The sequence below is a fragment of the Niallia sp. NCCP-28 genome (genome assembly GCF_023168165.1).
Classification (GTDB): Bacteria; Bacillota; Bacilli; order Bacillales; family Cytobacillaceae; genus Niallia.
The window spans coordinates 606,272-630,649 of record NZ_BQYJ01000002.1 but is presented as its reverse complement, the minus strand read 5'-3'; the positions used below and the strand labels follow the sequence as shown (position 1 = coordinate 630,649).

Annotated in this window: 20 protein-coding genes; 4 read left to right on the top strand and 16 right to left on the bottom strand. The window is 35.9% G+C overall.

The window, feature by feature from the left end; all coding sequences use genetic code 11:
- Positions 1–346 precede the first annotated feature (346 nt).
- The 3 genes from NCCP28_RS07680 to NCCP28_RS07670 all read right to left on the bottom strand — a co-directional run bounded on the left by NCCP28_RS07680 (position 347) and on the right by NCCP28_RS07670 (position 3,557).
- A complete protein-coding gene (locus tag NCCP28_RS07680; RefSeq protein ID WP_248560807.1) occupies positions 347–1,096 on the bottom strand; it encodes an SDR family oxidoreductase in 750 nt (249 codons plus the stop codon).
- A gap of 255 nt (positions 1,097–1,351) precedes the next feature.
- Positions 1,352–1,990: a GntR family transcriptional regulator gene (locus NCCP28_RS07675; RefSeq protein WP_248560806.1), complete on the bottom strand. Its 639-nt coding sequence runs from the start codon at positions 1,988–1,990 to the stop codon at positions 1,352–1,354.
- Positions 1,991–2,195: 205 nt separating this feature from the next.
- On the bottom strand, positions 2,196–3,557 hold the full coding sequence (locus NCCP28_RS07670; RefSeq protein WP_248560805.1) for an amino acid permease: 1,362 nt from the start codon (positions 3,555–3,557) through the stop codon (positions 2,196–2,198).
- Between the two features lie 396 nt (positions 3,558–3,953).
- Here NCCP28_RS07670 and NCCP28_RS07665 point away from each other — a divergent pair, with 396 nt between their 5' ends.
- Positions 3,954–4,910 (top strand): ribose-phosphate diphosphokinase, encoded by a 957-nt coding sequence (locus tag NCCP28_RS07665; protein WP_248560804.1) that lies wholly within the window; start codon positions 3,954–3,956, stop codon positions 4,908–4,910.
- Between the two features lie 1,080 nt (positions 4,911–5,990).
- Complete coding sequence (locus NCCP28_RS07660) at positions 5,991–7,289, top strand: MFS transporter (protein WP_248560803.1); 1,299 nt, start codon at positions 5,991–5,993, stop codon at positions 7,287–7,289.
- 226 nt (positions 7,290–7,515) lie between these two features.
- Here NCCP28_RS07660 and NCCP28_RS07655 read toward each other — a convergent pair whose 3' ends face one another.
- The 5 genes from NCCP28_RS07655 to NCCP28_RS07635 all read right to left on the bottom strand — a co-directional run bounded on the left by NCCP28_RS07655 (position 7,516) and on the right by NCCP28_RS07635 (position 13,390).
- On the bottom strand, positions 7,516–8,472 hold the full coding sequence (locus NCCP28_RS07655; protein WP_248560802.1) for a transketolase family protein: 957 nt from the start codon (positions 8,470–8,472) through the stop codon (positions 7,516–7,518).
- Positions 8,469–9,320 (bottom strand): transketolase, encoded by an 852-nt coding sequence (locus NCCP28_RS07650; RefSeq protein WP_248560801.1) that lies wholly within the window; start codon positions 9,318–9,320, stop codon positions 8,469–8,471. The genes NCCP28_RS07655 and NCCP28_RS07650 overlap by 4 nt, the downstream gene beginning before the upstream one ends.
- Positions 9,321–9,617: 297 nt before the next feature.
- Entirely contained in the window at positions 9,618–10,976 is a 1,359-nt protein-coding gene (locus NCCP28_RS07645; protein WP_248560800.1) for a PTS ascorbate transporter subunit IIC, read from the bottom strand.
- A gap of 49 nt (positions 10,977–11,025) precedes the next feature.
- Complete coding sequence (locus NCCP28_RS07640; RefSeq protein WP_248560799.1) at positions 11,026–11,307, bottom strand: PTS sugar transporter subunit IIB; 282 nt, start codon at positions 11,305–11,307, stop codon at positions 11,026–11,028.
- A gap of 19 nt (positions 11,308–11,326) precedes the next feature.
- Positions 11,327–13,390, bottom strand: coding sequence for a BglG family transcription antiterminator (locus tag NCCP28_RS07635; RefSeq protein ID WP_248560798.1), 2,064 nt, complete (start codon positions 13,388–13,390; stop codon positions 11,327–11,329).
- A 278-nt stretch (positions 13,391–13,668) separates the two neighbouring features.
- On the opposite strand from NCCP28_RS07635, the gene NCCP28_RS07630 reads away from it, so the two are divergent.
- Both NCCP28_RS07630 and NCCP28_RS07625 read left to right on the top strand, forming a co-directional pair.
- On the top strand, positions 13,669–14,193 hold the full coding sequence (locus NCCP28_RS07630) for a type 1 glutamine amidotransferase domain-containing protein (RefSeq protein WP_248560797.1): 525 nt from the start codon (positions 13,669–13,671) through the stop codon (positions 14,191–14,193).
- A 227-nt stretch (positions 14,194–14,420) separates the two neighbouring features.
- A complete protein-coding gene (locus tag NCCP28_RS07625; protein WP_248560796.1) occupies positions 14,421–14,810 on the top strand; it encodes an SET domain-containing protein in 390 nt (129 codons plus the stop codon).
- A gap of 51 nt (positions 14,811–14,861) precedes the next feature.
- On the opposite strand, the gene NCCP28_RS07620 is transcribed toward NCCP28_RS07625, so the two are convergent.
- The 8 genes from NCCP28_RS07620 to NCCP28_RS07585 all read right to left on the bottom strand — a co-directional run bounded on the left by NCCP28_RS07620 (position 14,862) and on the right by NCCP28_RS07585 (position 24,378).
- On the bottom strand, positions 14,862–16,373 hold the full coding sequence (locus tag NCCP28_RS07620; RefSeq protein WP_248561126.1) for a glycine betaine uptake BCCT transporter: 1,512 nt from the start codon (positions 16,371–16,373) through the stop codon (positions 14,862–14,864).
- Positions 16,374–16,629: 256 nt separating this feature from the next.
- Entirely contained in the window at positions 16,630–17,367 is a 738-nt protein-coding gene (truA, locus tag NCCP28_RS07615; protein WP_248560795.1) for a tRNA pseudouridine(38-40) synthase TruA, read from the bottom strand.
- Between the two features lie 285 nt (positions 17,368–17,652).
- Positions 17,653–18,036 (bottom strand): hypothetical protein, encoded by a 384-nt coding sequence (locus NCCP28_RS07610; RefSeq protein WP_248560794.1) that lies wholly within the window; start codon positions 18,034–18,036, stop codon positions 17,653–17,655.
- 350 nt (positions 18,037–18,386) lie between these two features.
- The gene (locus NCCP28_RS07605) at positions 18,387–19,376 is read right to left on the bottom strand and encodes a carbohydrate kinase family protein (RefSeq protein WP_248560793.1); all 990 of its coding nucleotides are present in this window, start codon (positions 19,374–19,376) and stop codon (positions 18,387–18,389) included.
- A 271-nt stretch (positions 19,377–19,647) separates the two neighbouring features.
- Positions 19,648–21,123 (bottom strand): glycoside hydrolase family 32 protein, encoded by a 1,476-nt coding sequence (locus NCCP28_RS07600; protein WP_248560792.1) that lies wholly within the window; start codon positions 21,121–21,123, stop codon positions 19,648–19,650.
- 12 nt (positions 21,124–21,135) lie between these two features.
- Complete coding sequence (locus NCCP28_RS07595) at positions 21,136–22,377, bottom strand: MFS transporter (RefSeq protein ID WP_248560791.1); 1,242 nt, start codon at positions 22,375–22,377, stop codon at positions 21,136–21,138.
- A gap of 184 nt (positions 22,378–22,561) precedes the next feature.
- Positions 22,562–23,545: a LacI family DNA-binding transcriptional regulator gene (locus NCCP28_RS07590; protein WP_248560790.1), complete on the bottom strand. Its 984-nt coding sequence runs from the start codon at positions 23,543–23,545 to the stop codon at positions 22,562–22,564.
- 200 nt (positions 23,546–23,745) lie between these two features.
- The gene (locus tag NCCP28_RS07585; protein ID WP_248560789.1) at positions 23,746–24,378 is read right to left on the bottom strand and encodes a YesL family protein; all 633 of its coding nucleotides are present in this window, start codon (positions 24,376–24,378) and stop codon (positions 23,746–23,748) included.

Genomic DNA, 24,378 nt, shown 5'->3' with positions numbered 1-24,378 from the left:
AACTTCAATCAGGGGATTCTCCGCTCCCTACTGATTGTTGGTTAAAGCAATCAGGCTTTTATAGGCAAATTTTTGCTCACCTAGATTTCTTGTTTTCTCTCATTATCCTTTAGGACAGGAACAAAAACCCGTTAATGCGAGGTAAAATCCATTTTTTTAAAACGCTTTCGAAATAATTCACTTTAAACTTATAAAAAGATTACAATAGAATGCGGTGTCATTTGATTGTTCACTAGATTACTGTTTTGCAAGGGTGATCTATTGCTACAATTATTGTGGGCATCCACCAAACAAATGGCTAGTAGAAATAAATCAGCTCCCCCCTGCAAATAAATCGATGTTTTATTTAACGACCTAACCAGCCGCCATCTACAGCTAATAAATGCCCATGAATATAATTGGATGCATCGGAGGCTAAAAAAACAGCGGTTCCACTAAAATCTTCTGCTAGCCCCCAACGTCCTGCTGGAATTCTTTCAAGAATTTGTTTATTGCGTGTTCCATCTAAAATCAATGCTTCATTCATATCTGTTGCAATATATCCAGGAACAATAGCATTTACATTTACATTTTCCTTTGCCCACTCATTAGATAATGCCTTTGTTAATTGAGCTACGCCCCCTTTTGCCGCAGCATAAGCCGGCACTGTTAACCCACCTTGGAAAGACAAAAGGGATGCCATATTAATTATTTTCCCTTGCTTTTTTGGCACCATATATTTTCCAGCTGCCTGACATAAAAGCCAAACCGACTTTAAATTAACATTAATAACATCATCCCAGTCACTTTCAGAAAACTCCAAAGAAGGAGAACGTCTTTGAATGCCAGCATTGTTGACAAGAATATCTATACTGCCTAATCGATCTATAACTGCGGGTATTGCATTTTTCACTTGTGTTGGATTCTCCAAATCACATTCTACAATAATCGATTTTTGGCCAATTGCCTCTATTTCTTTTTGCACTGTATCATCCGTTGTGTTTCGCTGCAGCAATGCAACGGTTGCCCCTGCTTCTGCTAATGCAAGTGCAATTTGTCTGCCTATTCCTCTTGTAGCACCTGTAACAGCTGCTACTTTTCCATCTAATCGAAACATGGAACTATCCCCTCCGTAACCTATTGCAGATTTTTTAATAAAAGCAAAAAAGAAACCGCCATCATTTATCCATTCTACTAAGATATCTTCTTAACCTAATAGATCAACCCCCTTATCAAATAAAAATTATATATAATAAATAGTATTATATATAATTTTTAAGCGCATGTCGAGATGTATTATATATATATTCAAATATTATATATAATACACCTTCATTTATCGTCTTCTCTATTACTATTTATAAAAAAGTACTTACAGAACCATTTTCATAATATGTTCCCAAAATGCTTCCTTTGATTTTTGAACATCCTTTTGTTTTAACACTTCTACTAGTTCTAAATGGTAGGCGTAAACTTCTTCTGGCCTTATTTGTATGGTAGGATTAAGTACAGTAATATAGCGCTGGATGTGGCTGTTTAACATGGACCATATTCTATTATACGTTTCGATTTCCGACCAAGCGATTATCGTTCGGTGAAACTGCATATCCAATCTAGACTGAAGCAAATAGTCCGCCTCTTCCCTTCTCATCTTCTCTACAATATCATAAAGCTCGCCAATTTTTTTATTTGTGAGGTTTGGTGTGATTATTTCAATGACATTTGTTTCAATAGATGCACGCAATGAAAAAATATGATACATCTCTAGCTTATTAATCTCTGTTACAAAGGCACCCTTATACTTGACTGTTCGAATAAGCCCTTCCTCTTCCAATCCTCTAAGCGCCTCTCGAACAGGAACTTGGCTGATGCCAAGTCTTTTGGCAACCTCTATTTCTACAATTCGATCACCAGGTTTTAACTTATTGATAATAATTTCATCTCTTATTATTTCTTTTATTTTATCTTTTAAAGGCAATGATTGATCATTCATATCTTTTGGTCTAGTCATATTTATTCATTTCCTTTTCTAACTTAATAGTTTGAATCAAATTTTTTGTTGTATAACCTAGAAACTTTGCTTCTACATATTAATTTCATTATATATAACCTATTCAAGGATTGCCTACAATTAGGTAAAACAATCATTGCTCTTTTTTCATAAAAAAACCTGCAGCCAAAATTGGCTGCAGGTTTTCTACCACTATTTAGAAAAATCAAAAATTGTCTGCTGTCATATTTTTTCTTTTTGCTTTATAGATCACAATAAGCAAAAGAAACCATACTGGCGTAACAAATAAAGCAACACGTGTATCTTCTGCAAGTGCCAGCACAACAAGCACAAAGGCAAGAAAAGCTAAAATCAAATAATTGGCAAATGGATATAATGGCAACTTGAATTTACTTTTACTTGCTAATTCAGGTCTTGTTTTGCGATATTTCAAATGACAAATAACAGTAATTCCCCAAATAAAGATAAAACATACAGTAGAAATGCTAGTGATTAGGGTGAATACACCTTCTGGCATAATATAGTTTAAAATAACTGCAGCCAAAATGACCACAATAGAAAAGAATAATGCATTGGATGGTACCTGGCTTTTGGTCAATTTCGCTAAAGGTGCAGGTGCATTATTATCTTTTGCCAATGAATAAATCATTCTGCTTGTACTAAAAATTGCACTGTTGCAAGCTGATGCTGCAGAGGTCAGTACAACAAAATTCACAATCCCTGCCGCTGCTGCAATTCCAACTGCCAAAAACACTTGAACGAAAGGACTTTCACCTGGGTTAATAGCATTCCATGGATAAATGCTCATAATTACAACCAGTGCTCCAACATAAAAAAGCAATACCCTAATAGGAATATTATTAATCGCTTTTGGAATTACCTTCTCTGGATTTTCTGTTTCCCCTGCTGTTAATCCAACAAGTTCAATCCCTACAAAAGCAAAAACAACCATTTGGAAGGAAAGGATAAATCCGTGCATTCCATGTGGGAACATACCATCATGACTCCATAAATTAGCAAAACTTGATGGGCCTGCATCAGTCGCAAAACCTTTGATAATCATAAATATTCCAATAAAAATTAAAGCTAATATCGCGATGACTTTTACTAAAGCAAACCAAAATTCCATTTCCCCAAATAACTTTACAGTAGCAAGATTCATTATAAGTAAAATGACTAATGCTATTAAACCTGGCATCCATTGCGGTACATGCGGAAACCAAAATTGTGTGTATAATCCGACAGCTGTTAAGTCTGCCATTGCAATAGAAATCCAGCAAAACCAGTACGTCCAGCCCGTTACAAAAGCAGCTCCATTCCCTAGATAATCTTGGACAAAATCAACAAAGGAATGATATTTTAAGTTGCTTAAAAGCAATTCTCCAAGTGCGCGCATAATTAAAAAGCATATGATTCCTGTAATAATATAAGCAAATAAAATCGATGGTCCTGCTAGATGAATAGATTTTCCTGCACCAAGAAACAAACCTGTCCCAATAGCGCCGCCAATTGCAATTAATTGGACATGTCTGTTTTTGAGTCCTCTTGCTAATTTTTCTTCTGGCATAATATTTCCCCACTCTCTTTCCTTCTTGTTACCATACTTATACGCCAGCAAAAATTCCATATGCAGCGCACATTTGTAATAGAGACTATGACAGATAGTTTAGCATATTTTTATAACAATCAAAACAGGCTACAAAATTTTAAAAAAAAATATTAATTAATATACAAAAAAATACTTTTATATACAAAAAACAACAAAATAAAATATTTTCTTTAGCAGAAAATTTCCAAATTCCCCCTCATCCTTCTGGTTATTTGTAAAAAATATGATGGAATAGGTTGCATTGGCACATAGACTACCCTAAAATACAAAATAGATATAGTTTTCTTTGGGAAATAGCAGGATAAATGAACAAAAATTCTGTTGAAATATGTTTATCTTTAGGAGGAAGCATTCGTGCCAAATACATATAATGGAACCAAACTTAAAGTTTTTTCATTAAACTCTAATCCAGAACTAGCTCAAGAAATTGTGGAAGTGCTTGGAACAGAGCTTGGAAAATGTACCGTAAAGCAATTTAGTGATGGAGAAATTCAAATTAATATTGAAGAAAGTGTTCGCGGTTGTGAAGTATTTATCATCCAATCTACATGTGAACCAGTAAATCAAAGCATTATGGAACTTCTAATTATGATTGATGCCCTAAAACGCGCTTCTGTAAAAGCAATCAACGTAGTTATTCCATATTATGGATATGCCCGTCAAGACCGAAAAGCTCAACCAAGGGAGCCAATTACTGCAAAACTAGTAGCTAATTTAATTCAAAAATCTGGTGCAGACCGTGTTATTACATTAGATCTTCATGCACCGCAAACACAAGGTTTCTTTAATATTCCAGTTGATCAATTGGTTGCAATGCCAATTCTCAGTGAATATTTCTGTGCAAAAGAATACGAAAATGACGTAGTTGTAGTAGCGCCAGACCATGCAAGTGTAACACGTGCTAGAGAACTGGCAGACCGCTTAAAAGCGCCTATTGCCATCATTGATAAACGTGGACCACGTGATATCGGCTCTAGAGAAGTAAATATCGTTGGAAATGTTGAAGGCAAAACAGCAATCTTAGTTGATGATATTATTGATACAGCATACCGAATTGCAACAGCTACTAAAGCACTAGTAGAAAACGGTGCAAAAGAAGTATATGCATGCTGTACACATCCCGTATTATCAGAACGTGCTATCGAAGTAATCCAAGATTCTGCGTTAAAAGAATTAGTTGTAACAAACAGCATCCCGCTTACAGAAGAAAAAAGAATTGATAAAATCACTCAGCTTTCTATTGCCCAATTGATGGGTAATGCCATCAGTCGCGTGTACGAACAAAAATCAGTTAGTGTGCTATTCAAATAAATGTTCTTCTAACAGCCCTTTAGAATATGTTCTAGAGGGCTGTTTTATCCCCATTAACAAGATAAAGACTTATAGGAGCAGCCTATATTCTATTTGTTCTCAGGAAGCAATCAGCAGAGGATGGAAACTCCACTAATTGAAATTTTATTTATTATATTAAAATATCAAAAATAATATAATAATAGGAACTTAAAGCAGTTAAACTGTTTGCATATTCATATAAACAAAAAAATACGGGATTTCTCCACTATCCCCTTTGAAACCACCTACTTATCATCCTGCATGATTAAAGATTAATGGAGCCAATTCTGCTTTTATTTCTTCCTGCTCTGCTTTATACTTTTTTTAATTATTCCCTTTTTTCGAATCCTCTTTTATTATATTAAAAAATATTGATATAACAATTGATATACGCAAGTGTATTATTCATTGATTGTATTCTTCTTTATTTTCAAATCCATTTCCTAACATCCTAAATAATTTATGCATGGTCTTTTCAGCAGCCTATTTTTTATGCACCCTTTATACATTTTTTCCAGTACCTTTTTTTGAAAATCCATCAAAAATCAATGTTTATTTTCCCTCCATAACTTGCAAAAAAATAAAGAATTGATCTTAAAACAAGCTAGTCTGAAAAAATTTTTTTAAATTTTTTTAGCCTAGTCACAGCATAGGATACAGCCATTTCTCCTCTGAATTTTTTTTGCATAAAAAATCATTTAATGTTTAAATGTTCGTTACAAGGGAATATGCTCCTTGTCCAACAAGAATGATCAACATCATAATGATTCACAATAGGTATTCTATTTTTTAGAAATATTGTTTAATTAATTGGTTTCTATTAAACAAATTGGTTGGTTCACCCAAACCAAAAACTATTTTTCTGGCTTGCGTGAACTAACCCGATTGCCCCTTTATGCTGGCAAATTTCTTGCAATATCTTAATTTTTGTTCAAAAAGTGGTTGTTCCCCCAGTTCCCCCACTGTTTAAAACTCACTTTTGCTTATTTTTAACGAGGTAATTGGATCATTATTTTGGATGATTTTTCTTGTTGAATCTATTAAATAAAGGTGGATTTGATGAATTTAGCAAACAAACAAGAAATAACAATGGATGAATCACCCATTACCAAGTTCCATGTAAAAATTGCAGCATTAACATTTGGTGCTCATTTTACAGATGGTTATGTAATTGGAATTATCAGCTTTGCATTATTATCTTTAGCAGCACAATGGAATTTAAGTGCTTTTGATTTAGGTTTGCTTGGCAGTTCAGTATTAATTGGTTTGTTTTTTGGAAGTTTTTTGTTGGGCTGGGCCTCTGACTATATAGGTCGCCAGAAAATCTTTTTATTTAGTTTTATTTTGATCACTTTAGCTTCCTTTTTGCAATTCCTTGCTCCAAATGTTTGGACACTCTTCTTTTTCCGCTTTGCCATTGGCTTTGGATTAGGCGGAGATTATACAGTAGGGCAAGCCATGTTAGCAGAGTTTTCGCCAAAACGACACAGAGGAACATTGCTCGGAACCTTTAATGTTTTCTTTACCATCGGTTATGTTGCATCTAGTATTATTGGCATGATGTTATTAGATGCAGATGTTTCATGGCGCTGGATGCTTGCATCTTCTGGGATTCCCGCATTGCTAGTTCTTATTTTGCGAATTGGAACACCAGAATCTCCAAAATATCTTGTCAGCAAAGGGCAAGTCGAAAAAGCCCAAGCAATTGTAAATGAACATCTTGGCGAACAAGTAGTATTAACAGCAGAAAAGGAAACAAAACAATTAAGTCTTGGTCACTTATTCAGCAAAAAATATCTTAAGTTGACCTTGTTTAATGGAATATTCTATGCATGCATTGTATTGCCATACTTTTCTGTATTTACATTTCTGCCGACTATCCTGAATTATTTTAATATGAAGGAAGGTCATTCTGCGGACATCTTGTTAAATATTTTTCTATTAGTGGGTGCATTTGTTGGCATGTATTTAACAGTTAAACTTTCAAGAAGAGGCTTCTTAATCAGTTCCTTTATTATTTGTTTTGTATCCCTTGCCTTACTTGGCATTATTCCGCAAAACATGAGCTTTTTATTAATTGGAGCCTTTGTTGTCTTTACTCTATTTATCTCTGCAATTAATAATTTAGTCGGAATTTATCCTGCGGAAAGTTTTCCAACAGAATTGCGTGCATCTGGTGTAGGAGTTGCTACCGCATGCAGCCGAATTGGATCAGCACTTGGCACTTTCCTGCTGCCTACATTAATTACTAAATTAGGCTTATCCCCTACTATGCTGATACTTGCCGCTGTTTTATTAATAGGAACAGCAGTGTCTATTATATGGGCCCCTGAGACCAAAGGGAAAGAACTTGCATAAGCAAATTATGGTTTGTATATGAATAGAATGCGAGAAATTTACTTAAACAGTGGGATTTCTCGCATTCTATTTTGTTTGATTGGCAGTGATTACTGGGATTATCTGCTTTTTTTGCTAGTTCTCTTCTCGCGGGTTGCCCGCTATCCCCCTTTTTATTCGCCGTCCCTCTCCTTTTTCCTAATACAAAAAAAGAGCACTCATTCATAGAGATACTCACAACCATGTGTCACATCAATTCCAGCACGGCTTTCGCAATATCTTTTGCTGTCAGCTTATAATACTCTTTCAAATAATTTACTTTGCCGACTTGCCCAAATTGCTCTTTTACTCCTATTCTTCTCATTTTAGTCGGACAGTGTTCACTAAGAACCTCTGCGACTGCACTTCCTAATCCACCTATTACATTATGATTTTCTGCCGTTACTATTCTTTTTGTTTTTTCGGCATATTTTACAAGTAGTTCCCTATCAATTGGCTTGATTGTAAACATATCAATAACCGTTGCTTCAATGCCCTGTTTACGGAGAATCTCTGCTGCTTGTAAAGATTCTGCAACCATAATGCCACTTGCAACTAATGCTACATCTTTTCCTTCGCGAAGCACTTTCCCTTTGCCTGTTTCAAATGTTTCCTTTTCATCATATAATTTGACTGCCTTTTTTCGAATGGTACGAATATAATGAATGCCATACTCTTTTGCTGCTTTTCTAAGCAAAAATCCAAGTTGATTGGCATCACTTGCTTCATAAATATATGCATTGGGAATAAGGCGCACTAATCCTAAATCTTCAAAAGCCATATGAGTCCCGCCGTTATGTTCGGCTGTTATGCCTGAGTCGGATCCTAATATCTTTATATTTAATCGCGCATATGCCCCAGAAACGAACAGCTGGTCAAATGCACGGCGGGTCGCAAATTGGGCAAATGTATGAACATAAGGAATCTTGCCAGTCAGCGCTAACCCTGCGGCCATTCCCATCATATTTGCTTCCATTATGCCACAGTTAATTATTTGCTTAGAAATTTTCGTCATTAAATGGCTTGTTGCAATGGCACTCATTAAATCTGCCTCTAGACAGATAATATCCTTATTTTTCTGCGCCAACTCCAGCATTGTATTTGCATACATTTGCCGCATTTCTACCTTGTCTAATTCATATACCGGAGAAGTAATCGGATTCATTTAATCACAGCCTTTCCGCATATTTTCTCCAATTTATAAATGGCTTCTAAAATGGCTTGTTCATCCTCTTTCGTCGGACGAATATGGTGATTGTCTGCTTTCTTTTCCAGATATGGTACTCCCTGTCCTTTAACAGTATCTAAAATAATGGCAACCGGTTTTTCTGATTGTGCTCTTCCTTTTTCTATTGCCTCATAAATTTCCGAAATAGCACTTCCATCCACTCTTAATGTATAAAAACCAAATGCTTTAAATTTCTCCGCAAAATCTAATGGATCAATAATTTCCTTTGTAGGCCCATCAAGCTGCTTTTTATTATCATCCACCAGCACAAATAAATGATGGAGGCAATGATGTGAAGCAAATTGAAAAGCCTCCCAAGTCTGACCCTCATTTAATTCCCCATCCCCAACTATACAATACGTATTATTTTTCCTATCAGACAATTTATGGGACAATGCCACCCCAACTGCTGCGGAAATTCCTTGCCCTAAAGAACCCGTTGTCATATCCACTCCTGGCGTTAAATTGCGGTCAGGATGAGAAGGCAGCTTTGTTCCATTTTGATTTAATGTGTATAAAACTGCCTCAGGAAAAAAACCTTTTAGCGCAAGTGTTGCATAAAGGCTAGGTCCCCCATGCCCTTTTGATAAAATAAAATAATCCCGATCCTGCCATTTTGGATTCTTGGGATCTATTTTCATTACACCTCCATATAAAACTGCTAAAGCTTCCACAATAGACAAACTTCCCCCATAATGACCGAATCCAAGGTAGTGGAGTTCCTTTAAAGTCCATAAACGAATTTGGTCTCTCAATGTTTCCATTTCTTTTAAGATACTGCTCATAGCTGCCTCCTTATAAAGTGAAACTTCAATCAGTGGAAGTTTTCCCCATTCTCCACTAATTGTTAGTTGAGGGCCTGTAGGATATAGACCTGACAGACATTATTGCCACAGGGCGTGGCAATGTCTTTGTTCTTTTGTATCAGGATTTTATGGGCAGTTATTCCTCACTAGGACTAGATTTTTCGTTTTCGCTTATCATTATGATCCCAAGGCGGGGGTCAATAGCCCGTTAATGCATGATTAAAAAAGGCACCAAGCATGCTTGCTTCATTACTCAGCACCTATTTAAAGTTAATTCTATGCTTTCGCCGATTTATTTTTTTTGAAAATATTATAAAGAACAGCAAGGAGCACCAAACCAATTACTGTGATAGTAACTCCGCTTGATCCAAATGATTTTGCCAAATTTCCAAGGATAATGCCTGATGCAGCAAAATCAGTATCAGAGAAGGTGGTGCTTGCAAAGCCTAAATCTCCGAGCACTGGCATTAAAAACACTGGAAGGAATGTGATAAACAGGCCATTCACAAATGCGCCAATCGTTGCACCGCGAATACCGCCAGTCGCATTGCCGAATACTCCTGCTGTTGCCCCTGTAAAGAAATGGGGAACAACACCAGGCAAGATAATAACAGAACCAGCAAATCCTAAAAAAATCATGCCGACAATTCCACCAAGGAAACTGCAGAAGAATCCTATTAATACAGCATTTGGAGCATATGGAAAAACAACTGGACAATCAAGAGCTGGTTTAGAGTTTGGAACAAGTTTTGTAGAGATTCCTTTAAATGCAGGCACAATTTCTGCTAATACAAGACGTACACCAGATAAAATCACAAATACTCCTGCAGCAAATGTAATTGCTTGAATAAGGGAGAATACGAGATAATGAGTGCCTCCGCTTAAGTTTTGTTCAATATAAGAAGGGCCTGCAAATAATGCGATAATAACATATAAGATCGTCATCGTTAATGCAATCGTAACAGAGCTGTCCCGCAAAAATCCTAAACCTTTTGGAAAGTTGATTTTTTCTGTAGAACGTGATCCTTTCCCTACGACTTTTCCTACAAGACCGCTAAGAACGTAGCCAAGAGAAGAGAAATGGCCAAATCCAACATGATCCGCACCAGTGATTTTTCTCATAAATGGCTGACAAATGGCTGGGAAAAAGGCCATGATTAATCCTAAAGCAAGAGAACCCACCACTACTAACGGAACACCTTTTAATCCTGAAACCACTAATATAACAGCAAGCATACATGCCATATAAAGAGTATGGTGTCCTGTTAAAAAAATATATTTTAAGCGAGTAAACCGAGCAATTAAGATATTGGCAAGCATTCCAAAAAACATAATAAATGCAGTAATCGAACCATACTTCGTTAATGCCATCGCAACAATTGCTTCATTGTTCGGAACTACTCCTGTTACTTGAAATGCTTCTTGAAACATTTTTCCAAATGGGTCTAAAGAGCTGACAATAACATTTGCACCCGCAGCGATGACAATGAAGCCTAAAAATGTTTTAGTTGTACCTTTAATGATATCGCTCGCAGATTTTTTTTGGATCAATAAACCGATCAGTGCAATAATAGAAATTAATACTGCTGGTTGACTTAAAATATCCATAATCAATTTAAGCAATCTCTCTCCCATTGTCAGTACCTCCCTATTTGTATCAAACAGTTAGCTTTAAGCATTCCCCTTACAAAAGCCCTTTCTGTTCCAGCACTTCTTTTAATTTCGCCCGAAGCCCATCCATATCAATAATGCTGTCAATCACAACAACCTCTCCTAAGTGACTCATTCCATCTGCAATATCCTTTGCGGCAATAAAAAGGTCTGCCGCATCTGGTGTTGCGGAACTAAGATCTGCATGTTCCACTTCTATGCCTGTTACGCCAAACTCACTCAAGATTTCCTGGATATTCATTTCCAGCATAAAGCTCGACCCCAATCCTGATCCACATACTGCTAAAATTTTCATACTTTTTCCTCCCCTTGTTTTACAAATCTTTATCTGAGTAAGCTTGAAACAGTGCAGCTATTTCCTTTTTCGAGTCTGTTTCTTTTAAAAATGTTATATTCTCTTTTTTGCTAAGAAGCTTTGTTAATTGAGATAGTGCTTTAAGATGTGTTTTATTATCAACCGCCGCTAAAAAAAACAGCAATTGAACAGGGTAATTCTCATTCTCTAAAAAATAGACAGGTTTCATTAATTTAAGAAAACTCATGCCTAATGCCTTTACCCCCATTTCTGGGCGTGCATGAGGAATAGCAACCCCTGGACCTATTACAATATACGGACCTAGTGTCTTCACATTCTCAATAATTGCATCAACATATCTTTCTTCAATCACCCCCTTATTCAGCAAAGGGTTTGCAGCCATATTTATTGCTTCTTCCCAACTCTTTGCCTCTTCCACTAGTTGAATGGTTTCTTCCATCAATAAATCTTGCAGCACTGGCTGTCCCTCCCTGTATACTTCTTCTTTTTTATAAATAGTGAATGGACTCAACGCCTGTGTTAACCCTTTTTCATCATAGATATTGGCAAATTTCTTGATAATTGAGATAAGCTCCGCATTAGGAATGCCCTCATAGCTCATTCCAAATAAATGATGATATACTTCACTTGCTATTTGCCTTTTTTCAACAGATGTCATGATTGGTCTAACATAAAAACATGGAAACTTGGTGTTTATGGGCACTGTCGAAAAAACAAGGTCAAATTGTCCTCCTGCCCCTTCATAAAACTCCTCAACGGATAGTGTATTTTCTATTATAATTTCTGAAAAAATGGATTCCAGCTGATATTTGACCATGAGTGAAGAACTGGTGCCGCTTGGACAAACAACAACTGCTCGTTTTTTGTGAACCCCTGCATTTATCGGCTTCTTTAAAAGGGCTCCAAAAAGGATGGTAATAAAAGCAATTTCCTCCTCTGGAATGGAGATTCCTAATAATGAGCCAATCGGCACCAGCATTTCCTCTACTATCGCAAACAGTTCTTTATATTCTTTTTTAATTTCTTGAAGCAAAGGATTATGGATAGGGATTCGATATTTCATGCGAAAATATGCTGGCTTCATATGCTGATACAACAATTGAACAACTTCCTCTTTCCTCTCCAAAGCCATACATGCTTTTGCTTCAAAGCCAGCTGCAAGCTGCTCGCATAATGTCATCAGAAAACCTTTATCCACTATTTGAATAGAAGCATTCCCTAAAGACAACCCCAATAACTGTAAGGTAAAATAAGCGGTTTCCTCCTCATATTCGCTCAATGACAGCTCCTTCATCAGCTCCTTTCCCACTTTCCACAGCGGATCTTGTTTTAATGCGTCGATTTCATCTTTATGAAACTGCACTAATTTTTTTTGTTTTTGTCGACAATAATAAAATGGGAGAAAATAAGCGAACTGATTAAAACGCTCTTCTACAAATTGAAGCTTATGCTGTTTGGATATGCATAGAAGAGTTTTATACAAATACTCCAATTGATACGCTTCATCCCTCTTATTCCATAAATAGTAAATCAGCTTTTTATAGTAGGGCAATTGCAAAAGCTGATGGAGCTGGTTCATCACAAGCGCTCTTTTATCAAATTCTGTGCCCTTTAAGTGATAGCCGTGCTGTCTTGTGTAGCGAATTTCAACAAAAAATGAACTGTTTTTCTGATTGGCTTTTTTTACATCTGCAATGACTGTATTTTTGCTTACTTTCAAAAACTGTGTTAGATGCGCAGAAGAAATTACCTCCTCCCGAATAAATAAATATAAATACAACATCATACAACGCTCTTCTTCTGTTAAATTCATCATCCTTTCCGCCTGTACATATTGGCTATTTTTTAAAAAAGATAAAACATCATCGGGAACTAGAACGATATTCCCTTTGCAAATAATAGGAGGAAGTCCTTTTTCTTTTAGCCAGTGATTTACTTTTTCTAAATCATAAGTAATTTGTCTTCTCGTTAACTGCATACAGTCCCTAATCTGATTCAGCGAAGTAGATTGAACTTTCAGCAAATAGCTCAGCAAAAAGGCAGGCCGCTTTTCCATGATCATCGCTTCTTTCCCCCTATGTCCAGCATATTATAAAACGCTTACAATTTGTTGTATGATTGAATCCAATTCATGTAACAAACGCTTTTACAATTTTGTGCTGAAAAATCAGTACAAATAAAAGAAATTTCTACATTATATGATGCAAAAGACAATAAAATAGATAAATGCGCCAATTTGTCCTTTTGCCATATGCTACATTACATCGCCCTCCCCCTATAAATGCCTCTATATCCATATTTTTCTTTGAACATGCTATACTAATCTATGGAGGTGTTTTTATGCGTTTACAAGATAAAAAAGTTATTGCACTGATTAGCCCTGATTTTGAGGACTTGGAACTTTGGTATCCAGTTTTGCGTCTGCAAGAAGAAGGAGCAGCAGTTCATTTAGTTGGAGAAAAGGCAAATGAAACGTATATTGGAAAATACGGAGTGCCAGCTGTTTCTGATTATGCTTTTTCCGATATACAAACATCTGAATATGATGCCATTTTAGTTCCTGGAGGATGGGCACCAGATAAATTGCGCCGCTACCCTAAAGTTTTAGATATGGTGCGTTATATGCATGAACAGAAAAAGCCAATCGGACAAATTTGCCACGCTGGCTGGGTGCTGATTTCAGCAAAAATCTTAAATGGTGTAAATGTAACAAGTACACCGGGCATTAGAGATGATATGGAAAATGCAGGAGCTATTTGGCATGATGAGCCTGTAGTTGTGGATGGGCATATCATTTCAAGCCGTCGTCCACCAGATCTTCCTCCATACGCAAAAGCCTTTGCCGATGTTTTGGCAGAGCAATAAATAGGTTAATGGGCAATTGTCTCTAAAAGAGGCAACTGCCTTTCTTTTTTCTCTGAAAATAATAGATATTCGATTAGCTTTATTCAATGAAGCTTAAGCAAAAATAACTGCATTTTATCCTATTGAATTTTTAATTATAATCTCTATGATGAAAACAAATATTTCCTAAATTCAGCTAACCATGTTAAAGTTAGTTAGTAAAACTTAAAAAATAAGTAGGTGACAAAATGATTGAAGTAAAAACATCTCCAATAAGCGACGGGGAATTTAATAGAGGGGTATTTGCTACGCAAGATATAAAAAAAGGCACACTTTTTCATGAAGCACCTGTTATTCCATATCCTAACGAGCAGCATCAGTATATCGAAAAAACTGTACTTGATGACTATGCTTATGAGTATGGGATTAATCATTCGGCCATTGTTCTAGGATACGGAATGCTTTTTAACCATTCTTATGAACCCAATGCCACATATGATATTAGCTTTGAAAAGCACACATTTGATTATTATGCTTATAAAGATATAAAAGCAGGGGAAGAAATTTTTATCAACTATAATGGCGATGTAGATGATACAGATCCATTATGGTTTCAAAAAGATTATAAAGAAACATAAAAAAATGGGCGCATTCCAGTCAGGAATGCGCCTATTCCTCTTACATACACTTTATGCCTTTTTCTTCTTCAGCCTGCCAATTCCTAATTCTTTCCCTTCTTTATTTAATGCTTTCAAAAAACTAACAGTCATTAAACCCATAACTACAGAAAATGGGAGCGCAGCAATGATCATTGTATTCTGCAATGCCTGCAGCCCTCCAGAGTATAAAAGGACAAGCGCCATTGCTGCAAGGAGAACCCCCCATAATATCTTCAGTTTGCTGCTAGGATTCTGTGAACCATTTGTTGTCATCATTCCAAGCACAAAAGTTCCTGAATCTGCTGAGGTGATAAAAAAGACGGCAATTAAAACAATAGCTAAAATAGATGATAATTGACTTAACGGATAGTTTTCCAATAAAGCAAAAAGGGATTCTTCTGTTGCATATTTAGAAATTGCAGAAACCCCCTCATGTTCCAGCAGCATAGCAGAACCTCCAAAAGCAGAGAACCATAAAAAGCCAATAACGGCTGGAATAAATAATACATATGTGACAAACTCTCTAATTGTTCTTCCCTTTGAAATCCGTGCAATAAAAATTCCTACAAACGGCGACCATGCAATCCACCAAGCCCAATAAAAGATTGTCCAATTATTGATCCAATTACGTTTTTCCATATTGAGCGGGGCTATGCGAAAACTCATATTCAATAAATTTTGCAAGTACAAACCTATTGTATCTGTAAATAAATTTAAAATAAATAAAGTCGGACCAAAAATAAACACTAAAAGAAACAGGCCTAATGCAAGAAGCATGTTGGCATTGCTTAAAATTTTAATCCCTTTTTCTAATCCAGATACCGCTGAAATAATAAATAAAACGGTAACAATTGCTACAATAATAAATTGGCTGCTAATATTAGAAGGAATATTATACAAGTAGGATAATCCTCCATTTATTTGAACTGCTCCAAATCCAAGCGTTGTAGCTACACCAATCACAGTCGCGATAACTGCAATAATATCTATCACTTTGCCAATTGATCCGCTTGCATATCTTCCTAAAAGAGGTTTTAAAGTGACACTGATTAAACCTACATCGCCTTTTCTAAAGGTAAAATAGGCTAAACATAATGCAACAATTCCATAAATGGCCCATGCATGAATGCCCCAATGAAAGAAAGTAAATCTCATCGCATCTTTCATTCCTTGATCGGTCCCCTCCATGCCGGTTGGCGAACTAATTATATAATGGCTAATTGGTTCAGCTGTTCCATAAAATACAAGACCAATCCCCATTCCTGCACTGAAAAGCATCGCAAGCCATGTTAATCGGGAAAACTCTGGTTTATCTTCTTGCTTTCCTAGTTTGATTTGTCCAAGCGGACTTATTAATAAGTACAAACATATCACAACAAAAAAAGTCACAATAATTAAATAATACCAGCCAAATGTATTAGTAATATAAAATTGGATTGCACCTGTTGCATTTTCTAGCGCTGTAGGTGCTAGAATCCCCGCAATACATAAAATCACCAATACGGCTAATGAAACAATAAAAACGACAGAGCCCTTTTTCATATGATGTCTGATGTCCCCCATATCTTCTTTTTGTTCCCCTTTATTAAAACGGCAGAAACAGTATCCCTAAGATAATGTTTTGAAATTTGTTGCTTAATTATGCAACTAGTATGCTCTTTTCTAGATTATCTAATGGATACATTTTATTTATATATATTTTTTCTAAGATGACTCTCTGTTTTTTTATGTCCTTTTTTTCTTAGATAAATATAAAAAAGCTGCATTGTTCATATACAAACAATACAGCTTCTATCTATCAGAATTTCACTTTTTCCAAATACAATCCGCAAGCTTCTGCCATCGGCCCCGTTTGATCTCGTTTTTTAGATTCGATAATTCCTGGAATATGGTCTGGTTTTATTCTGCCAGAACCAACTTCGATTAATGTTCCAACTATTTTCCTTACCATATTATAAAGGAACCCGTCGCCAATTACTCTGATTTGCAGAAAACCAGCTTCTTCTTCCAAATGAATAGCATAAATTTCACGCACCATCGATTTCTTTTTTGATTTCGCATTAGAATAAGCAGTAAAATCATGTTTGCCGACAAAATGGCTGCTCGCTTGTTTCATGGCAGCGATGTTTAGCTTTTGTTCTACATGCATGCTGTACTTGCGCATAAATGGATGTGTATACTCTTTATTCCAGATTTTATACAAATAGGTTTTATCCTTTGCATTGTATCTCGCATGAAAACGATCCACTTCAATGGAGCAAGCAATCACACTGATATCATGCGGAAGATATTTATTTAAATAATTTTTCACTTCTTTTGCAGAGTATTGCTCGCTTATTTTGAAGTTTACAATTTGACTCATCGCATGAACTCCTGCATCTGTTCTGCTGCAGCCAATAATCTCTACTTGGCTTCCTGTCATTTCAGAAAGCACATTTTCTATTTTTCCTTGTATGGAGCTGTCGCCGTTCCCTTGACGCTGCCAGCCTTTATAACGGCCTCCATCATACTGTACAACTATTTTGTAATTATTCATTTTTTCTCCTTTATGTGAAACTTTCACTTTTTGTTCTACTGCATAAAAAAATGTTCCAAGTAATTATAAAACTTGGAACAATTTATTATACCATTTTTATTGTAAAAAGGATAAGAATACAAAAAATTACTTCTTCTTATTATAAATCTGCCTAAAGGTCGCAGCGCAGCATCGATCAGAGATTTTTATGCCCTCTAAAAAACAATCCATTTACACTATTTGATATTTTGATTATCACTCAAATTCTATCTTTCATTTCCGCTATAATGCATTGCCAATCTATTGTTAGCTGTTTTCTGGCTGAATTTCTGTATGCAGGGCCGAAAAAAACTTCATAATATTTTTATAGCTGGATCCAAAATCACCAAGGCTGCCTTCTTTTGAACAGTAGATATCAATCGCAGACTTTATAGCATTGATTTTATATACAGTCACGATCATAACGCTTGATGCAATTCCTTGCTTTTCTAAAACTATTTCCCCGCGTTCCTCGTCCACTTTTTTAATTTTCCAGTTTGGAAGCTTTTGATTCACCACTTGTTTTATATATTCAATCATTTTTTCACGATTTTTCCGATAGTAGCGTGTTTTTAATTCCGGATACTTTGCTTCCTCACTCGTTTCCTCATAACTTCTCCACAGTCCCACCAATATTCGAGTAACGGACATTTCTTTTCCCCCCTAATGCTTAGCCCTTCCCATTTTTCTATGCAGCTAAAAATGTAAGGGCTTTACTAAAATAGATACATTTATTATACCCTATAATTTGTTGTGCTGGAAACATAGATAGGGAAGAAATTGACCATTTGCCTTATGCTTAATGTAATAAAAATAGCCATTATGATCGAATTGTTTATGGAACAACTCTTGATATTCTAAGTTAATGCTGTCAACTTCCAGTGGGATGCTTTTCCGTTGCATATTTTCAATAAATTTATCTTTCTATTAAAGAGACTCCAATAGCTGTTATTCCCAACTATTGGAGTCTTTTTAAATTGTTCTTATTCAAAAACTAGCTTTTACAATAACATGCCTCTTTGCACAGCAATAAAATTCAACACATGCCTTTTGGCAGGCGCTGCATGAATAGCTCCTTTTACAGATGCAGTAAGTGCCCCGCTTGCATTGGCAAAAGTTAAAATTCGTTCATGGTTTTCCCTGATCTTGTCGCATAAATCATCAACAGATGGCTCAAACGCAATCAATTCAGATAAAAAGCCTCCAATAAATGCATCTCCTGCACCTGTTGTATCAGCAACAGTTACTTTAAATCCTTTGTTTCGGTAAATTTCCCCGCTCTTCAAATAAATTTCTGCACCCGCGCTTCCCTTTGTATAAACAACCACTTTAACATTTCCAGCAAATAATGCCTCAATGGCTTCTTTTTCATTGTTTATTCCTGTAATGAATGCTAGTTCTTCATCAGAAATCTTCACAATATCAGCTATTGGCAAAAATTCATTAATCGTTGAACGGCAACTTTCCTCGTCTTTCCATAAAGGCAGGCGCACATTCGGGTCAAAACTTACAATGCCTCCGATATTCCGAAAATCTTTAATCGCTTTTTGATGGGCATGCTTCATTGGACTTTCAATCAAATCAACAGAACAAAAATGGAGGATATCCCCCTCTTGAAACCACTCTGCCTCTATTTCATCTGGTGAAAGCAATAAATCAGCCGCATTTTTCCGGTAGAAATTAAAGCTTCGTTCTCCATTTGCATCATTTGATACAAATGCGAGTCCAGTTTCCCCTTCTTCACTTCGCAAACAATAAGAAGTATCTACCCCATTTTCTTGCAATACTTCAAAGATATAATCGCCAAAATGATCATTTGCAATCTTGGTGATCATCGCAGAGTCTCCTCCATATTTTGCTACAGCAATCGCAACATTCATCGGAGCTCCCCCTGCTACACGCTCAAAATTTGTCACTTCTTTTAATGATAAATTCTTTTCAGCAGGAATAAAGTCAATAAGTGTTTCTCCTATACAAAATACCTTTTTCACTAACATGCTCCTTTCAAGCAAAGAACAAGCACTATCAACTTGTTCTTTGCTTCCTTTTTATCTCACATTAACGTGCTTTTAATCTCCACCTCGGAGATTATGACGAAAAAGGAGAAATCTAGGTGGGGACAACTGCCCGTAAAAATCCGATATAAAAGAACACAGACTAAGCTTGAGCAACGTCTGTGTGACCTAGTGACCCTATATTCTATAGGTCTTAGGCGTCAATCAGCGGAAGATAAAAAACCTCCCACTGATTGTTAGTTTCCCTTTATTTCCAAACATCTTTCAAATTCCAATACGTGCAATCAGCAACAAATGCTTCTCCACCTTCAGCAAATAATTCAATCCCAACTCTTCCTTCCGTTGGATAGATTCGGCTTGTCATTGTTGTTTGACCCTCGTTTGCAAATACTTCAATAGAAGAACGATCAATGAATACACGGAAAGAAATTTTATTGTTCGATTCAAGTAGAGTACGTCTTATGCCATCCTCTTTTTTTCCTGATTTAGAACAGTCTAATGTCAGCTTTTGTTCTGCTAGTTGAAAAGATAAAACTGTTTCTTCTTCCTTTTCCCCTTTTATTTTCAGCCCTACAGCAGATGCAGTGGTTTGCTCTAAATCAAATACTACTTGCACTTCAAGAAGGTCGCCTTTTTCTTCAACTAAATAGCTTTCTGAAATTGATTTATTTGAACACACATCATGCTCTAATTCTCGCAGCAATATTAACTCTTCCACTGGATTCATCAATATTTTATTATCGCTGGTAAGCTTTAATTCTCTTGGAAGAGTCAATGCGCCGCACCATCCATCTTTTTTCGTCGGCATATCTGCTTCCCACATATCCATCCAGCCAATCGCAATGCGGCGGCCTTTATCATCTAAAAATGTTTGCACTGCATAAAAATCGTGTCCATGATCTAATTCAATGAACGAACCATGCTTAAATTGATTTGTTTCATAGTTGTAGTCTCCAATAAAATAGCCTGTTTGATATAAATTATTATAATTGTCCCCATCTGCTTCCATCCCTTGTGGAGACAGCATTAATACATATTTCCCATCCAATTCAAAGAAATCGGGGCATTCCCACATAAATCCATGTGAACCATCACTTTGGGCAAGAACACCAATGTATTCCCATTTGCGAAGATTGCTAGACTTATAAAGTATGACTCTTCCACTCTGCTCCTCTATGGATTGATTTCCTAGAATCATATACCAACTGTCTTCATGTTTCCAAACTTTAGGGTCACGAAAATGATGAGTGCTGTCCTCTGGAGGTGCAGCAATAACTGGGTTTTCTCCAACCTTTTCAAAAGTTACACCATCTGTACTGACTGCAATATTTTGATTCTGATAAAAAATATCCTTTTCTTTATCTGTATAATGATGTCCTGTATAAATCAAGGTCAATTCTCCATCATTATCCACTGCACTTCCAGAAAAACACCCATCTGAATCACAAACATCCCCAGGAGCTAAAGCAATCGGCAAATGCTCCCAATGCACAAGATCTTTACTTTTTACATGTCCCCAATGCATCGGTCCCCAGTTTTCATCATACGGATGATGCTGATAAAACACATGATACTCACCCTTATACTGCACTAAACCGTTTGGATCATTTATCCAGTTTGCTGGCGCCATAATATGATAGCCTAGTCGAAAACGTTCATTCATTGACTCTTTTGTTTGCTGCAATGCTTCTTCTGCCTGTTGAATTCTATTTTTTGTAATCATATATATTTCCTCCTAAACAATTTTTGCTAGATTTTTTATTTTTGGTTTACCTTGTTTATTTTTTTTAGGACTTAATAAAGTAAAGATAGAAAGAATAGTAAAGCAAAGAACAGTTAATCCCAAAATAAGATAAGTTTGGCGGAATCCAATACTATCATATAGACTGCCTGCAATCGGCGATAAAATAGATGCTCCAACTTGTGATGCGAATTGGAAACCAACTAAATATAATACAGATGATAAACGTGTATCAAAATTAGCTGCCAAATATTTAAAAATGGCAATAAGCATGATCGGCAATTCTAATGCGTGAATTAATTTCATTGTCGAAATTCCAATTGGTCCTATAACAAGACCCGAACCAATAATACGGAAAGCCATTAAAAATCCTGCCAAAATTAAACTATTTTTTGCTCCAACTTTATTTACAACAAATGGAGCCAAAAACATCATACCTGCCTCTAAAAATACTTGAAAAGAATTTAAGTATCCAAACACTTGATTCCCCGTTGCTTCTGTTGGGAATAAAGAAGAGTAGTAAACAGGGAACTGTTGGTCATACACACTATAAATGCAAGTTACCCCAATAACATACACCATTAAGAACCAAAAATCCTTTAATAAAAATAACTGTCCTACATCTTTTAATGTAACAGAATCCGCCTTCTCCATTTCCTGATTGGTCATTTCAATTTTTATAGAAAGAATAATCGCAACCAATACAACAGCTGATACGGATGCTACCCAAAAGTTAATGTTCGGATTGATATTAAATAATTGTCCCGCAAAAAATGTAGCAGCAGCCCAGCCTAATGATCCCCACATTCTGGATTTACCATATTCAAAATCATATTTACGGCTGATTTTTTCAATATAGGATTCGATTGCACCAATCCCTGCTAAAAAAGCAACTCCTAAATATAATCCACCAACAATGGCACCTAACAGTACATTGTATTTCAATAATGGACCATATACATAGATATAAAACGGTCCAACAAATACAAGTAAAATGCTGATAAAAAATAAAATATTTTTCTTTAAGCCAATTTTATCTGATATATAGCCATATAGCGGCTGCATACATAAAGCGAAGATAGCGTTTGCAGAAAAGATTATGCCAGTTTCTCCTCCACTTAAATTAATCTCTTGCCCCAACCAAATTGAAAATAAAGAATAACTAGCAGACCAAGTAAAAAAGAAAAAGAAAAAATAAGCACTAAGTTTCCAATACAGACTTTTTGATTTTGTCATATAAACTGCTCCTCCAAATAAGGTTACTAAATAATTGACATGAATAAAATCTGAAAGCACTTTCAAGTTTTATTTTATGTCAACCGGTTTCATATGTCAACCGCTTTCACATAAAAAATAAAAAAACATTGCAGCTTGGCAATGCTTTCATTTTAGTTTATACCGATTAAAATTTTCATATTATTTATGCCGTTGTTCCTTTTAATAACTTTACAGGCAATCTTGTTTCAAGTGGAATATCTTGGAACTCTCCTTCTATTTCTTTTAATAGAAGTTCAATGGATGTTTCTGCAATTGTGCTAATAGGCTGCTGAACCGTTGTTAATTCAGGCAAAAATGATTGTACGGACTCTGTCCCATCATACCCAATCACTTTTATTTGTCCTGGCACATCCTTTCCCATCTTTTTGGCCATCATTATAAAAGAAGCGGCAAAAATATCATTTGTAGCGAATACTCCATCCACATCAGGACATTCCTTAAATAATTTCGCGATTACTGCATGCTGGCTTTCCCTGTCAAATACTTCTGGTATTTCATATACAATTGGCCTTCTTCCAAGCTCCTCCATCATTTCTTCATATGCTTTTCGTCTTAATCTTGCTGGAGTTTCTAAATCGCCAATTCCATCGATAAGAACAATATTTTTGCATCCTTGTGAAACTAGTAAATCTGTTGCTATCTTTCCTCCTTCATAATTATCAGAGCTTACAACAGGAACCGTCTCAGAAAGATACCTGTCTATTGCCACAACCGCTAAATTTTGTTTATGGTAATCTAAAATTCCGCGATTATGTGTTCCAACAATGATTCCATCCACCTGATTGCGCAGCAGCATCTCCAGATATTTTTCTTCTTTATCAATTCGATTTAAACTATTGCATACTAGCATCTTATATCCCTTTGCTGCACTTATATTCTCTAAATGAAAAGTAAGCTCGCCAAAAAAAGGATTGGCTGTCGTCGGCAAAATGACACCTAATAAATTGGAGCGTTTATTAAATAAAGAACGAGCCACGTCGTTAGGAAAATAATTAAGCTCGCTCATTGCCTTCTGCACTTTTTCTTTTGTGCGATCACTTATGTATCCACGGTTATTCAGCACACGAGAAACCGTTGTTGGAGATACTCCTGCAAGTTTTGCTACATCATCAATTTTTGGCTTCATATTAGATCCTTTCCACTGTTATTCTAATAATATTATAGCAGAAAACAAGAAGCTTCCTTTAACTGTTTGCAAGAGAAATTGCCTATAAGCAAATAGATTGCTTTTCGTTTTAATAGCAAAAATTATTAATAGATAATAATAGGCAGCACCTTTAAAAATGAACAATAAAAAGTGCTGCCTTAGCAATATTTATTAAGTTTTTACTTAACTTTTTCCAGCAGAGAATATTTTGATTGTACCCTCTGAATCTTTTTGATTTTTTCAAAGGAAAACAGGGAAAAGCGAAAGGTGATCATTGTCACTGGTACGATAAGGATAAATAATGTCAATGGCGCATAAAAAAGAAAAGAGGCTGCACCTACCCACATTAAAAGAATTGCAAAATTTGTTTTTCCATCTAAAAAAGAAAAAGTAAATGCCTGTTTTATAAGGCTCAACCCTTTCAATTGATAATGGACTAATAGAGGAAATAAAAAGGCGCTTGTCATGCTGTACAATATAAAAGCAAGTGCTGCTATTGAGAGAAGAACCACTCGAAAGCTGCTAGCAATATGAAAAAAAAAGGAAATATCGATAACTAAAAGGCAGCCTAAAAAAATCCATAATGTTCCTAATAGCCCTTGCTTAAAAAGCTGGCGAAATTCATGAAGAAAACAGCGAATAACACTTTGCTCCTGATATAGATGCCACTTTCTCACAACAGAATACATCGCTGCAGTTGCAGGTCCTACCGTAATAATAGGCAATGAAAAAACAACCCACATGATATTCAATATAATGCAATTTACAGTTTTGCCTAAAAACGCTGCCGATTTCCCATCCCAAATATTCAT